The 15,616-nt window shown below is 48.8% G+C and carries 9 protein-coding genes; 6 read left to right on the top strand and 3 right to left on the bottom strand.

Annotated elements, in window-relative coordinates:
• Positions 1-366: 366 nt before the first annotated feature.
• A complete protein-coding gene (locus HMPREF0670_RS07635; protein ID WP_009230581.1) occupies positions 367-681 on the bottom strand; it encodes a helix-turn-helix domain-containing protein in 315 nt (104 codons plus the stop codon).
• Between the two features lie 311 nt (positions 682-992).
• On the opposite strand from HMPREF0670_RS07635, the gene HMPREF0670_RS07630 reads away from it, so the two are divergent.
• A complete protein-coding gene (locus tag HMPREF0670_RS07630; RefSeq protein WP_009230580.1) occupies positions 993-2,498 on the top strand; it encodes a GH3 auxin-responsive promoter family protein in 1,506 nt (501 codons plus the stop codon).
• A 1,287-nt stretch (positions 2,499-3,785) separates the two neighbouring features.
• Here the strand turns inward: HMPREF0670_RS07630 and HMPREF0670_RS07625 are convergent.
• A complete protein-coding gene (locus HMPREF0670_RS07625; protein WP_009230579.1) occupies positions 3,786-4,223 on the bottom strand; it encodes a hypothetical protein in 438 nt (145 codons plus the stop codon).
• A 789-nt stretch (positions 4,224-5,012) separates the two neighbouring features.
• Between HMPREF0670_RS07625 and HMPREF0670_RS07620 the strand changes: the two genes are divergently transcribed.
• The 5 genes from HMPREF0670_RS07620 (at position 5,013) to HMPREF0670_RS07600 (ending at position 14,222) form a co-directional block, all read left to right on the top strand.
• Complete coding sequence (locus HMPREF0670_RS07620; RefSeq protein ID WP_044077959.1) at positions 5,013-7,049, top strand: Ig-like domain-containing protein; 2,037 nt, start codon at positions 5,013-5,015, stop codon at positions 7,047-7,049.
• A gap of 190 nt (positions 7,050-7,239) precedes the next feature.
• Positions 7,240-8,055, top strand: coding sequence for a DUF3108 domain-containing protein (locus HMPREF0670_RS07615; protein ID WP_009230577.1), 816 nt, complete (start codon positions 7,240-7,242; stop codon positions 8,053-8,055).
• 30 nt (positions 8,056-8,085) lie between these two features.
• On the top strand, positions 8,086-10,710 hold the full coding sequence (mutS, locus tag HMPREF0670_RS07610; RefSeq protein WP_009230576.1) for a DNA mismatch repair protein MutS: 2,625 nt from the start codon (positions 8,086-8,088) through the stop codon (positions 10,708-10,710).
• 332 nt (positions 10,711-11,042) lie between these two features.
• On the top strand, positions 11,043-11,996 hold the full coding sequence (locus HMPREF0670_RS07605) for a PCMD domain-containing protein (protein WP_009230575.1): 954 nt from the start codon (positions 11,043-11,045) through the stop codon (positions 11,994-11,996).
• 522 nt (positions 11,997-12,518) lie between these two features.
• Positions 12,519-14,222, top strand: a complete 1,704-nt coding sequence (locus HMPREF0670_RS07600; protein WP_009230574.1) for a phosphoethanolamine transferase — start codon at positions 12,519-12,521, stop codon at positions 14,220-14,222.
• A gap of 299 nt (positions 14,223-14,521) precedes the next feature.
• Here the strand turns inward: HMPREF0670_RS07600 and HMPREF0670_RS07595 are convergent, their stop codons facing one another.
• Entirely contained in the window at positions 14,522-15,526 is a 1,005-nt protein-coding gene (locus HMPREF0670_RS07595) for a 2-oxoacid:ferredoxin oxidoreductase subunit beta (protein WP_009230573.1), read from the bottom strand.
• Positions 15,527-15,616: the final 90 nt, after the last annotated feature.

Raw genomic sequence — 15,616 nt, 5'->3', positions numbered from 1 at the left:
TTTTGCACAACCATGTGCGCGATAAAACTCATTCACTTAAAAACTTAGTCCCACACAAACTCATTAACTAAAACACTCATCAACTTAAACTTTTAGCATAGCTTTAAGCAAAAGAGATTAGCACAACACATTATAAACCAACTTGCATAGTAGTTTTGCATTTAGCGACAAGATTAAAGAGCCGGCGTGGTGGTGTGATGATACACCGCCACGCCTTTGTTTATGTTGACTACAAACCATTAAATGCGGGCGTTGCAGCAAATGTTGCGTAGGTTTTATAAGTCAAGTTTTGCTCCACTTGGGCGCATTATTCTGCCAAACCGACATGATGTTGTAAGCTGCTTTGATGTGATGAAACGGCATACACTACCAAAGCGACACCTTGCCAATGCCTTTTGCCTCGATGATTGCAGCCACGCCCATTGCCTTAAAAGCCCTTGAAAGCGTGGCGAAAGTGAGGTTACGACCACCTTCGATACGCGAAACTTGCGCTCGCTTAACACCCATCAGCTCGCCCAATTGGGCTTGAGTAAGCTTGCGTTGCAAGCGAGCCTTCTTTATTGTCTCGCCAATGAGAAAAGCATTGATGTCGGATTCATATTGTTCGCGAGCCAAATCGCCGGGCTTGCCCAACACTTTGTCGAGCATTTCTTCGTGGGTATATATCTTTTCTGGTTTCATTGTTGTCGCCGTTTATTGAAGTTTTATCAGTTAACAAGCTCACGAGGAAACAAGTTAACAAGTTGTTGGCCAAATGTTTTATTAATTCACAAGCTAGCAAAATCCATAATCTAAATAGGGGCTTTATGCCCATTTCTCGCCATATTACAAAGTTACTAAGACGTTTCCATATATGTAACACTTACCTTTTATTATTTATCCCCCACCCCCTATATTTCTCATCGCTTGCCCTCCACATTCACCATTTCTTCTCCAAACATAGTGTTTTTTCATGTTTTTGACGTAATTTTGTCCTTTCAAACAAACTGATAATGAGCATTACATCCTTAGTGAGCGGAGCTTTCAAACGCCGACAGGCCGACATAGAAACGTACGCCCACCATAGCGAAGAGATACAAAGGCGCGTGTTGACCCACCTTGTGCAGCAAGGACAACGCACGCAATATGGCAATACGTGGGGAATGAACAACATACAAACCTACGAACACTTTGCCAAGCAGCTACCCGTAACCTCTTACGAGGAACTGAAAGAGCCTCTCGACCGCATGCGCCACGGCGAGGCCGACGTGTTGTGGCCTGGTGTGGTGAAGTGGTACGCCAAATCGTCGGGAACAACCAACGACAAAAGCAAATTCATCCCCGTATCTGCCGAAGGCTTGAAAAACATTCATTACAAAGGCGGAAAAGATGCCGTGGCACTTTATCTGCGCAACAACCCCAAAAGTAGGCTATTCGATGGGCGCAGCCTGATATTGGGTGGAAGTCATGCGGCCAACTACAACGTGGCGCATAGTTTAGTGGGCGACCTCAGCGCGATACTCATCGAAAACATCAATCCCTTGGCCAATATCGTGCGCGTTCCCAAGAAAAGCATTGCGCTAATGCCCGACTTCGAGGCGAAACGCGAGGCCATTGCCCAACAAACCTTGCACGCCAACGTCACCAACATATCGGGTGTGCCCTCGTGGATGCTCTCTGTGCTGGTGCGCGTGCTCGAACTTTCGGGCAAAGATACGCTCGCCGAGGTGTGGCCCAACCTCGAAGTGTTCTTCCACGGCGGCATTGCTTTCGGCCCTTATCGCGAACAATACCGCAAACTTGTGGGCTCGTCGCAGATGCGATACATGGAAACCTACAACGCCAGCGAGGGCTTTTTCGGTCTGCAAGATACTCCCGACGACGACGCAATGCTGCTCATGATAGACTATGGCGTGTTCTACGAGTTTATTCCGATGGACGAATTTGGGACAGACAATGCCTCGGTGGTTCCGCTTTGGGGCGTTGAGCCAGGCCGTAACTATGCGATGGTGATTAGCACAACGTGTGGTTTGTGGCGTTATGTTATTGGCGACACGGTTTGTTTCACCTCCACGCAGCCTTATAAGTTTAAGATTACGGGGCGAACAAAATACTTTATCAATGCCTTTGGCGAAGAACTGATTATGGACAACGCCGAACAGGGCTTGGCTTACGCCTGCAAACAAACGGGTGCAGAGGTGTTGGAGTACACGGCGGCACCTGTTTTTATGGATGCCGAGGCCAAATGCAGACACCAATGGCTTGTGGAATTTGCGCACAAGCCTACCTCTCTCGATGCCTTTGCCCAGGCACTCGACCTCCGTCTGCAACAACTTAACAGCGACTACGAGGCGAAACGACATAAGAACATCACGCTGCAACAGCTGGAAGTGGTTGAGGCACGACAAGGCCTGTTTAACGATTGGCTGAAAAGCAAAGGCAAACTGGGCGGACAACATAAGGTGCCGCGACTGGGAAACAGCCGTAAGAATATTGAGGAGCTGTTGAAGATGAATTAAAGAAGAACAAGGCCTCACCCCCAGCCCCTCTCCAAAGGGAGAGGGGAATGACATGCCTTGTGAATTATCCTTTTGTTAACCAAGAGTGCATGCGGCCTTTGGGCAACTATGGAGTGATATGCCTTGTGAATTGCCCTTTTGTTAACTTGTTAACTCGTCAACTTGAATTTGTCCGCTTTTCAGCAAGATTTTTAACACTAAAAGTGCCATTTTTATCCACCAACTGCCCACCTTGCCGCAAAAAATCGATTCTCGCGAAGGTTTGTTTTGATGCAAAAAGGGGTTGCATGTGAATGTCGGCAAAATGAATATTTATTTAAAGCAACCGCCATTTGCACCAGTTTCGGGGCTATTTGCTACAAAATGCAGTGCGATTTGGTGCTAAACGCAGTGTATTTTGGTGCTAAATGCAGTGCGTTTTGATGCTAAATGCAATGCGTTTTGGTGCTAAACGCAGTGTGTTTTGGTGCTAAACGCAGTGCAAAATGCAGCTAAATGCGAAACAAAAAGCATAAATATCCACAACAATTGCATAAACAAAACCTCTTAGAACCATGAAATACATGGCTAAAAGGGGCAAGATAGCCGTAAAGAAGTGGGATTTTAGGGGTAAAAAGTGGGTAATTGGGAGCTAAAAAATTGCGAGTCGGCGGCCAAATAGAAAGGCAAAATGGTGCAAAATGCAGGTTATATGCCTAAAAATGGACAAAACACAAGCCGCAAAAGAGTAGAAAAAGTGGCCATTTGCCTACTTTTTGACCTATATTTTTGCTAGAACGGAGTGAAAAATAGAGCGACATTGTAAAAATAAAAATAATAATTTAAGTTTTTGAGTTGGCGAATTGGTGAGTTGATGAGTTTTTGAACTTATGAGGTTATAGGTTGGTGAGTTGATGAGTTTGTTAGTTTTTGAGTTGGTGAGTTTGTTAGTTTTTGAATTAGTGAGATTGTGAGTTGGTGAGTTTGTTAGTTGATGAGATTGTACGCTGATGAGTTTGTGAGTTGATGAGTTGATGTATTCGGGAGTTGTTGGCTATTCGTGAGTTTATAAGTCAGTTGGTCGATTTGTCCTACACTTCGTACATGAAAGGGATGCCCGTCTTGTGTTGGTATCACCAAGATAACAAACTCCGCTCAATTTATAGAAACATAAAAAGTCAACACGGCTTCATTATATAAACCTAGGCATAAACAATATAAACAAGACAAATCTGCTAGTCCGATTAAACCCGTGAGAACCAGCTAATTACTATCCATTCTAATGGCAATGGGATTGGGTTAGGCCCTTTAATTTCTCCTTACGCTCCCAACCAACAAGCCAACACCACCACCCAACATCAGTTTTCCCCAAAGGGGTAAGAACTCTTCGTTGCAAAGCAGGCTGAAAACAATGGCAAATATCGTGGTTAGCACTATGGCAAGGAATAGCGAAAGGGGCTTAATGCGCCATTCTAAACGCACGGGGCATCGTTTTGGTGCCTGTTCGTTATCGTCGCCAACTCCATGCGGCAAACGTTCTTCCACGGGTTTGTTCTCTAATTGCGCAATCAGTTTCAAGGCTTGTTCCACATCCGTTTCGTAAACCGTTATGGCTATTCCTTGTCCTGGTTGTTCATTGTTGGCGGCGTTGGGCAACACCATGATATGATGCTCGGCAAGCCATTGGCTTGTCGCCCACGCCTCATAAAAGTTGTTGCAAAGCTTTATTGTCACTTTTTCTTTCATAGCCGTTCAACTTAAATACAGATGAAACAATACATTGCAAATGTAATAAATTTCGCTGACACCGCAATATCATGGCGTGCTAAATCGTGATGCAGACTTTTAAAGGTGAAAGGGTGAAAAGGTGAAAAGGTGAAAGGGTGAAAAGGTGAAAAAATGGCTCGCGCCCTTTAAGGGGGAAAGGGGGAAAGGTGAAAAGGTGAAAAGATGAAAAGATGAAAAGGTGAAAAGATGAAAAGATGAAAAGATGGCTTACACCACCTAGGCATTTGGCTTAACTCCTTAACTCCATAACTCCATAACTCCTTAACTCCATAACTCCTTAACTCCATAACTCCTTAACTCCATAACTCCTTAACTCCATAACTTCTTAACTCCTTAAATGTAACACCACCTAGGCATTTGGCTTAACTCCACAACTCCTTAACTCCATAACTCCTTAAATCGTCTGTTTAAATTCCAAATATTCCCTAACAACAAAGCCATATTCCATTTTTTATTACTAACTTTGCCAACGGCCCAAATATGCCGTTTACACAAGGAATACGGGCTAAATGCCGGCATAAGCGGCGTTATGGGCAAACGTTACTCGCAACGGTGCAGGCTTGCTTGCACGCTGCGAGCCGCATACACCTACGCATAACAGTAACGACAACAACGCACACGTTGGCCGCACGCCTACATATAACCAAGGTTTAGCCCTTGCATGCAACGAGGCAAAGCCATATATTAAAGGTGCGAACACGACAATAAAGTAATGTGCAAATAAGCAACAGCAGGTAAAAAGGAAATATGAAGGAACGCTACAATATGGACAAGGCGCACACCACGCAACGCACAAGCAGACTTAACTGGCAATTGTGCCGTTTCGCCCTGTTGCTATTTACACTTGCATTAGTGGCCGCTTGCGCCCGAATGGGCAACCCCGATGGGGGCTGGTACGACGAAACACCGCCGCGAGTGGTGGGTGCATCGCCCACAGAAAAGACCACTGGCGTGAAGACTAGAAAGCTACACATACGCTTTAACGAATTTATCAAAATAGAAAACGCCACGGAAAACGTAGTGGTTTCACCTCCACAGCTGGAAACGCCCGACATAAAGGCAGGCGGAAAAAGCATCGACATCGAACTGAAAGACTCGCTCAAAGCTAACACCACGTACACGGTGGACTTTTCTGACGCCATAACCGACAACAACGAAGGCAACCCCTTGGGAAACTATACATATAGTTTCTCTACGGGCGAACATATCGACACGATGGAGGTGAGCGGGTGGGTTCTTGCCGCCGAAAACCTAGAACCGGTGAAAGGCATACTGGTGGGACTGTACGCTAACCTTGCCGATAGCGCGTTTCGCACCCAACCCATGCTGCGCGTGGCCAAAACCGACGGGCGCGGACACTTCGTTATTCGCGGCATCGCACCCGGAAAGTATCGCGTTTATGCGCTGCAAGATGTAGACGGCGACTACCATCTCACGCAGAAAGGCGAAGAAATGGCCTTCAACCGCGAGATTATCGTACCTTCGTCGAAACCCGATGTGCGGCAAGACACGCTTTGGCGCGACTCGTTGCGCATCGATTCCATCTCGCGCGTTAGCTATACGCACTTCTTACCCGACAATATCACGCTGCGCGCGTTTACACATGTACAAACCGATCGTTTTTTCACTAAGGCCGAACGAACACTGCCCGAATGTTTCTCGCTGGTGTTTACGGCTGGCAGCAACGAACTTCCACAGCTGCGCGGACTGAACTTCAACAACGCCGAGCGCGCGTTCATCGTAATGCCCACGGCTAAGAAAGACACCATAACCTATTGGATTAAAGACTCTGCGCTGATTAATCAAGACACGCTGCGCATGCAGATGCAATATTGGAGTACAGACACCACGGGGCAACTGCGCATGAAACAGGATACGATAGAGGTTCTTGCGAAAACGCCTTACGCCAAAAGGCTGAAAGAAAAGCAAAAGAAAGCGGAGGAATGGAAGAAGGCACAAGACAAGGCGCAAAAGAAAGGAGAACCCTTTGAAACGATAATGCGCCCCGAAGCGTTGAAGGTGGAGGTGAAGGTGAACAACAGTATCGCTCCCGACGAGAACGTGCGAATAGAGCTGCCCACACCCTTGCTAAGTCTCGATTCGACAAAAGTGCACCTTTACAGCAAGCGCGACACGCTGTGGTATGAGGCCCGTTACAGGATTAGGGTGCGCGAGGGGGGCGACAGTTTGGCGCCCGTAGGGACCAATCTCTTGCACAAACGATGGTTGGAGCTGCAAGCCGAGTGGAAACCAGGCGTGGAATACAGCTTTGAACTCGACTCTTTGGCACTCACCGACATCTACGGAACCACGTCGGGCAAGATAAAGCAAGGCTTTAAGGTAAGAGAAGACAAGGAGTTTGCCACGCTCGCCGTTTCGCTTACTGCGCTTACCGACTCTAATGTGGTGGTTCAGTTGCTCAACGAACAAGATGCTGTGGTGAAACAAACACGCGCCTTGGCTGGTACGGCCAACTTCTACTACCTGCAACCCGCCACGTATTACCTGCGTTTGTTCGTAGACCGCAACGGGAACGGACGCTGGGACACGGGCGATTTCTATCGTGGAGAAGAACCCGAAACGGTGTATTACTTCCCCGAAGAAATAGAATGCAAGGCCAATTGGGACGCCACACGCACCTGGAACCCCACAGCCAAACCGCTGAACGAGCAAAAGCCTGGCAAAATTACCAAGCAAAAGCCCGATAAAGGCAAGAGCATAAAACGCCGAAATAGGGAACGTGCACGTGAATTGGGCATACCCCTACCGCCCGAATTAAAGTAAATGCCTTTGCCCGAAGGCCAAGGACTGAACGCCCCGAACTGCAAATTGCCACACAGCACATGCAGGAAACGGGGCGCAAACACATCATGAAACGTGAAAGCAGGGGAAGGATTAAGAGACCTTTCACCATATAAATAACCCGCGATGCAAAGCCCAACGGCAGCGCACCGCACATAAAACACCTAACGAGATGAAGAAGATAAAGTTGGCACTGGTGCTGGTTGCGCTGCTGATGGCGGCACACATGCAGGCACAATGCACGTTTCGGAACACCGCTTTTAAGTCGGGCGAGTTTCTCACATACAACCTTTACTACAACTGGAAGTTTATTTGGGTGAAGGCCGGCACGGCATCCATGTCGGTAGTGCAAAGCGTTTACGGCGGCAAGCCCGCCTATCGGGGCAGCCTCATCACGCGTGGAAACAGCAAAGTAGACAATTTCTTCGTACTTCGCGATACGCTAATGTGCTATTCGTCGCTCGATATGGCACCGCTTTACTACCGAAAAGGCGCGCGCGAAGGCAGCAGATACACGGTAGACGAGGTGTTTTACAGCTATCCCGACGGCAGCAAGTGCCACGTTAAACAGCACTGCCAAACCCACGATGGAAACCATCTGTGGGACAATCGCACGCTAGACGAATGCGTGTTCGACATGATGAACATCTTTCTGAGGGCGCGTTCGTTCAACCCCGAAGGTTGGAAAAGTGGCAACGAAATACCTTTTACCGTGGCCGAAGGCGATGGTTTTATCCCTGCCACGCTTAAATATAACGGAAAAACGGTGGTTAAGGCAGACAACGGCGTGAAGTATCGCTGCCTGGATTTGTCCTACATCGAGCGCAAACCCAACAAAAAGCCCAAGGAAATTGCCCGTTTCTTCGTTACCGACGACAGCAACCACGTTCCTGTTCGCATAGACATGAACCTTAAATTTGGCAGTGCCAAGGCTTTTGTTGTGGGCATGAAAGGCCTGCGAAGTACCGTTTCTTCGACCGAAAAATAAAGATACAACAAATAAAAAACCACCCATACAATGGCGCAAAACGATCAGGGGTTAACCCCCATGATGAAGCAATTCTACTCTTTCAAAGCCAAACATCCCGATGCTTTGTTGCTTTTCCGTTGCGGCGACTTCTACGAAACATACAGCGAAGACGCCGTAGAGGCGTCGCGCGTGCTGGGAATTACCCTCACCAAACGCAACAACAAAGGCAATACCGATGCCACAGAGATGGCTGGTTTTCCCCATCATGCGCTGGATACCTATCTGCCTAAGCTCATCAGGGCGGGCAAACGCGTGGCTATATGCGACCAACTGGAAGACCCCAAACTAACGAAAACGCTCGTGAAACGCGGCATAACCGAACTGGTTACGCCAGGAGTAGCAATGGGCGACACCGTACTTAACTATAAGGAAAACAACTTCTTGGCAGCCGTTCACTTCGGGAAAACGGCTTGCGGCGTGGCTTTTCTCGACATTTCTACGGGCGAATTTATCACCGGACAAGGCTCGTTCGACTATGTAGAAAAGCTTCTGGGCAGCTTTGCACCCAAGGAAGTGCTGTACGAACGCAACCACAAGAAGGACTTTGAACGCTATTTTGGCAACAAACACATTGTGTTCGAACTAGATGATTGGGTGTTTACCGAACAAACGGCGCGCCAAAAGCTGCTTAAACACTTTGGAACGAAGAACCTAAAAGGTTTTGGTGTTGAGCATGTTCAAAGCGGAGTGGTGGCCGCTGGCGCCATCATGCAGTACTTAGAGATTACGCAACACACCAATATCGGCCACGTAACGTCGCTCGCACTCATAGAAGAAGACCGCTATGTACGACTAGATAAGTTCACCATTCGGTCGCTCGAACTGATACAACCCATGCAAGAAGACGGTGCATCGCTGCTCGATGTGGTGGACCGAACCGTCACGGCAATGGGCGGCCGCTTGCTAAGACGATGGCTGGTGTTCCCACTGAAAGAGGTTAAGCCCATCGAACAACGACTTGATGTGGTGGACTATATCTTCCGTTACCCCGAATTTCGCACCCTACTCGATGAGCAACTGCACCGCATTGGCGACCTAGAACGCATTATTTCGAAGGTTGCCGTTGGCCGTGTGTCGCCCCGCGAGATGGTTCAGCTTAAGAATGCGCTGCTAGCCATACAGCCTTTGAAGATTGCTTGCCTTGAAGCGGACAACGAAACGATTCGTCAGATAGGCGAACAAATGAACCTTTGCGAAAGTTTGCGCGACAGAATTGAAAACGAAATACAACCCGACCCGCCACTGGTTGTAAATCGCGGCAACGTTATTGCCGAGGGATTTAGTCCTGAACTAGACGAACTGCGCAACATATCGCGTGGCGGACGCGATTTCCTCATCGACATTCAGCAACGCGAAGCCGAGGCAACAGGCATCAGTAGCCTTAAAATTGGCTACAACAACGTGTTTGGTTATTACCTCGAAGTGCGCAACACGTATAAGGACAAGGTGCCGGAAGAGTGGGTTAGAAAGCAAACTTTGGCCCAAGCCGAACGCTATATCACGCAAGAATTGAAGGAATATGAGGAGAGAATATTGGGTGCCGACGAGAAAATTCAGTCGCTAGAAGAACGTCTTTTCAACGAATTGGTTACGGCTACGCAAGAGTTTATCCCCCAAATACAAATCAATGCCAACGTGGTGGCGCGGCTCGACTGCCTGCTTAGTTTCGCCAAAACCGCCGAAGAGAACCGCTATGTGCGCCCCGTGATTGAAGATAGCGACGCGTTGGACATACGCCAAGGCCGACATCCTGTTATCGAAACACAGCTTCCGCTTGGCGAACACTACGTTCCCAACGACATTCAGCTCGACACCGAACGCCAACAGATAATCATTATCACCGGTCCGAACATGGCTGGTAAGTCTGCTTTGCTCAGACAAACGGCGCTTATCGTGCTCCTTGCGCAGATAGGTAGCTTTGTTCCTGCCGAAAGTGCGCGCGTTGGACTGGTAGATAAAATCTTTACGCGCGTGGGGGCGAGCGACAATATCGCGCAAGGCGAGTCTACTTTCATGGTAGAAATGACCGAGGCGTCGAACATTCTCAACAATGTTTCGCCCCGTTCGCTGGTCCTTTTCGACGAGTTGGGGCGCGGAACGTCCACGTACGACGGCATCAGCATTGCTTGGGCCATCGTGGAATACCTGCACGAACAACCCAAAGCGCGCGCCCGAACGCTCTTTGCCACCCATTATCACGAACTAAATGAGATGGAAAAGAACTTTAAGCGCATTAAGAACTTCAACGTTAGCGTGAAAGAGCTTAACGGAAAGGTTATCTTTATGCGCCGTTTGGAACGTGGTGGCAGCGAACATTCGTTCGGTATACACGTGGCCGACATCGCTGGAATGCCCAAAAGCATTGTGAAAAGGGCTAACACCGTGCTTAAACAGCTTGAAAACGACAACGCACAGGTGGGCGGAACCGTGAGTAAACCCAGTGTTAAGCACTTAGATGAAAGTCGCGAGGGCATGCAACTAAGCTTTTTCCAACTAGACGACCCCGTACTTTCGCAAATTCGTGACGAGATTCTTGGTCTCGATATCAACAACCTCACGCCTATGGAGGCGCTTAATAAGCTGAACGACATAAAGAAGATTGTGGGCGGATAGGGAAAGGTGAAAGGGTGAAAAGGTGAAAAGATAGGGAAAGGTGAAAGGGTGAAAGGGTGAAAAGATGTCAGTACCAGCTGATGAAAAAGCATGTTTAGTTTGGGCTAGGAAAACTAGAAGAACTAGAAGAACTAGGAAGGCTAGTGAAACTAGGACAGCTAGTAAGACTAGGAATACTAGCCCACTAGCTTACTAAACCTAATACACGTAACCCCATTAACTCGTTAACATGTAAACTTGTTAACTCGTCAACTTGTAAACCTGCCTACCAACAAAGGCAAAAAGCCAGCCCTTTACATCTTACATAGGGCACAACTAAACAAGAAATCAACATGGATAAAGCAACATTAGTTATCGTCATGGCATCCCTTTTCGCAAAGAACGGGATGGCTCAAGAACGCGAAGAACCCATTCTATACGGCAATATGGACCATTGGGTTACACGTCGCATCACTGAAAGTACCATCATTGGCGGCAACGAAAAAACCCTTTACGAGATTGGACCCGACCGCACACTAACAGGAAACACACCTTATATTAACCTTGGACACTCGCCTTGGGCCACATCTAACGTCATGGCTAAGGTGATGGGCATAACAAAGACAAACCAATCGGTATATCGCGACGCACATGGAAAAGGCTATTGCGCCAAACTAACAACACATATCGAACACGTAAAAGTGCTGGGAATGATTAACATCAGCGTACTTGCAGCAGGGTCGGTGTTTTTAGGCGACGTGCGCGAACCTATTGGCGGAACTAAGGATGGCGAGAAAGCACTAAACTGGGGCGTTCCTTACACGCAACGTCCCAAAGCCATACGGTTTGACTATCGAACCGCCCTATCTGCTGAAACCAACCGCATTAAACAAACTGGATTTAGTAAAGCCCAAACCATTGCCGGCCGCGACTGCGCCACGGCTTTGCTTATATTACAGAAAAGAACAGAAGATGCTAACGGTAATGTATCGGCCTCGCGCGTGGGAACAATGGCGGTGGAGTACAACAAAAGTACCAACGGATGGGTGAACAACGCCACTTATCCCGTACATTATGGCGACATACGCAACACATCTGGGTACAACGCCCGACTGATGGGACTTAGATCCACCGATTATGTGCGCAACAGCAAAGGCAAAAGCGTACCGTTGAAAGAAACGGGATGGGCCGCAGCCAACGAAACGCCAACCCATCTTATCGTCCAATTCTCATCTAGCAACGGCGGAGCATTCATTGGTTCGCCCGGCAACACTATCTGGATAGACAATGTTCGGTTGGTTTTCTAATGTTCGTAAAGGAAGAACACTCGCACGCTCAGCGTCTTTCTCTACAACCAATACACTGACAATCAGCAAGACAATGCCCCACAACTGCTTACAGCGAACACACCTAAAATGAGTCAATGACAGGGTACAAAGCCCGAAACCGACGTTCAAGGAAGGACCTCTACAAGAAAATTGTGGCCTGTTTGAGCCAAACAAATAAGGAGAAAAGTTGCTGTCGGGGGTGCTGTCGCTACACAAATAAGCTGGAAACACAAGGCCGTAAACTCGATTACCTCATACTCAACGGGTGCTGTCGCTACATAAATAAGCTGGAAACGCAAGTAGCAACCGTACCACCTCAAATGGTATAGCCACGTGGTTAGCCCATGTCTCGGTGTTACTTCGTTTCTCGGTCACGCACCTTTCGTACGTGCTGCACAACTGGGGCACTGGTTATCGACGGGCATTTAAGAACAACAGCAACCCCACAACAAAACTATGACATGGGCAACCGTGGGCAGTGGGGCTTTATATTGAACACCAATGAAACCTTTTAAACAAATATGTAGCGGTGCACTTACACCGCAAACCGCGTTTTGGTTGGGCCTCTCCGTATTGGCCTTACCCAATGTTTGCTTGGCCTACACCGAGCCCTTGCCCTTGGTTTCGCGCCTTGTAGGCATAACATTGCCGCTCTCCGTCTACGCCGCCTTACTCACATTGTGGCGCAAACCGGGCCGAACACTGTGGTGGCTCTTTCCCCTAGTGTTCCTTTCTGCCTTCCAAATGGTGCTGCTTTATCTCTACGGCCATTCGGTTATCGCCGTAGACATGTTCCTAAACCTCGTTACCACCAACCCCAACGAGGCCGGCGAACTGCTCAACAACTTGCTGCCAGGAATGGTTTTCGTCATCGTTCTCTATGTGCCAACATTGCTCTTGTCGGCCATATCGGGCTTTTGCGGTGGGTGTCTGTCGGCAAATTTCACCCATAAAGTACGCCGTTCGGCAGGCATTTTGGGCATTGTAGGCTTATGCTTAGCAGGCTTTGCGCTTGCCAACGGCTTTCGTCCTTCACTGCATCTCTATCCGCTTAACGTGTTCGAGAACATCCGTTTGGCCATAGTTCGCACTCAAAGGACGGCACACTACCAGCAAACCGCTGCCCAATTTAAGTTCCATGCCACACCCACACACCCCAATTCGGAGCGCGAGATATATGTACTTGTGATTGGCGAAACGGCTCGTGCACCTCAATTTAGGCTCTACGGCTATCCGCGCAACACCACTCCACTGCTCTCTGCCCTACCTTCTCTCTACGCGTTCGACCACGCTTTGAGCCAATCAAACACCACGCACAAGAGCGTTCCCATGCTGCTCTCGCCCGTATCGGCCATCAATTACGACAGCATTTACACGCGCAAAAGCCTCCTGACTGCCTTTCGCGAGGCTGGTTTCCACACCGTGTACCTCTCCAACCAACTACCCAACCACTCGTTTATCGACTTCTTTGGGCAACAAGCCAACCAATGGCGGTTTATAAAAGAAGGCAAACCCGACACCTACGACGGCTACGACCAACGCCTTCTGCCATTGGTAGACAGTGTGCTGGCCTGCAAACGACAGAAACAACTCATCGTTTTGCACACATACGGGTCGCATTTCGAATACCGCAAGCGTTATCCGCACAACGAAGGGGCATTCTTTCCCGACGAAAACAGCGATGCCAAACCCCAAAATCGCGTTGAGTTGGTAAACGCCTACGACAACACCATCTTGCAAACCGACCGCCTTTTGGCTGCGCTTATTAGCCGTATCAGTAGCACTGGCGCATCAGCAGCCCTATTATATACATCCGATCATGGCGAAAACATCTTCGACGACGCTCGTCGTTTGTTTCTCCACGCCTCGCCCGTGCCTAGCTATTACGAGTTGCACGTGCCGTTATTGGTGTGGCTTTCGCCGCATTACGCCCAGTTGCAACCTGCTGTTGTTACAGCCTTACGTACCAATCTGCACCAACCCGTGTCCACTAGCGTAAGCGTTTTCCACACCTTTGCCCACCTTGCAGGCCTACGTTCGCCCTGGGTCAATGTTCAAAGTTCGGTGGCATCGCCCACCTATCAGCCCCAACCTTGGCTCTATCTCGACGACCACAACCGTGCCGTACCGCTCTTACAGATGCTGCGCTCGCCCTTAGACACCAACATTTTGCGGCAGAAAGGTTTTCTTTACAACGAACACTAGCCCTCAATCACAATGTCTTTCGCCAACTACCGCGTAGCGGTTCACCTACTGAAATAACTATTAGAACAACGTTAACCCATACGGCTAGCAAGAAAGATGTTGTTTGCTTGCCACAAACGCACGGCACTAACATGCGTTATACATAACGCCTAAGCACAGAATACAAGGGCCTAGACACACAAAGCCCCTCTCCAAGGCGAGCGGGAGCAAACATGCCATGCGTAAACAAGGCATGCCACTCCCCTCTCTCCGTGGAGAGGGGGACGGGGGTGAAACTTCTATTCTGAGGCAGTAGGCTGTTACTTCACCTCCCAAATGTCGTTCGTTTCCAGCAATTCGGTGAAGTTATGATAGGCAGCACGGCCTTTCACATCCTCGATTTGCTGTTCAACACAGGCCTCGTAAGTGGGCGATTCAACGTCGCGGATGATGCCTAGTGCCACAGGGAACCCCTGTTCGTTGTTCATTAGCGCCAGTTTCATTTGCAGCGTGTGGTCTTCGGCGTGTGCGTCGTGCACCAAAACATCGTCTAATGTTGCGCCGTTTTCACCCACTTTCACCACTTTCAACCCAAATCCTTCTTGCGCCAAGCCATACTCGTTGTTCTCTCCGAAGAGCATTTTCTCGCCATGTTTCAGGTAGATAGCGTTGCTTTTGCGGCCAGGCGACGAGTAAACGGGGTCGTAAATGCCGTCGTTGAAGATAACGCAGTGCTGCAAAATCTCGCAAACAGAAGTACCTTTGTGGCGTTGTCCGGCCTTCATCAGCTCCATAACGCCTTGGTTATCGGTAGCCACGGCACGCCCGAAGAAGTTACCGCGTGCGCCAAATGCCAGCTCGGCAGGGCGGAATGGGTCTTCAACCGTTCCGTAAGGCGACGACTTCGACACAAATCCGCGTGGCGAAGTGGGCGAGTATTGACCCTTAGTTAGTCCGTAGATGCGGTTATTTAGTAAGATAATGTTAATGTCTACGTTTCTGCGCAGGCAGTGAATAAAATGGTTTCCGCCGATGGCCAGTCCGTCGCCGTCGCCGCTAACCTGCCAAATGGTGAGGTAAGGGTTAGCAACCTTTGCACCGGTGGCAATTGCAGCCGCACGTCCGTGTATGGTCTGCATGGCATAAGTCTTCATATAATAGGGCAAACGACTAGAACAGCCGATGCCAGAAATCACTGCTGTTTCGTGTGGAGCGATGCCCATCTCGGCCATCGCCTTTTGCAACGATGCTAAAAAGAAATGATCGCCGCAACCAGGACACCATCTCGGGGTGCCTTGTTTATAATCTTGTGCTGTATAAGTCATAACAGTTGTTTTGTTAGTTGACGAGTTAAAGCCTCACCCCCAACCCCTCTCCAAAGGGAGAGGGGAGTGATATGCTTTGTTATTAGGTGG

The organism is Prevotella sp. oral taxon 317 str. F0108 (genome assembly GCF_000162415.1).
Taxonomy (GTDB): domain Bacteria; phylum Bacteroidota; class Bacteroidia; order Bacteroidales; family Bacteroidaceae; genus Prevotella; species Prevotella conceptionensis.
Note: the sequence above shows the minus strand (reverse complement) of the source record. Positions and strands in the feature narration are given on the sequence as shown.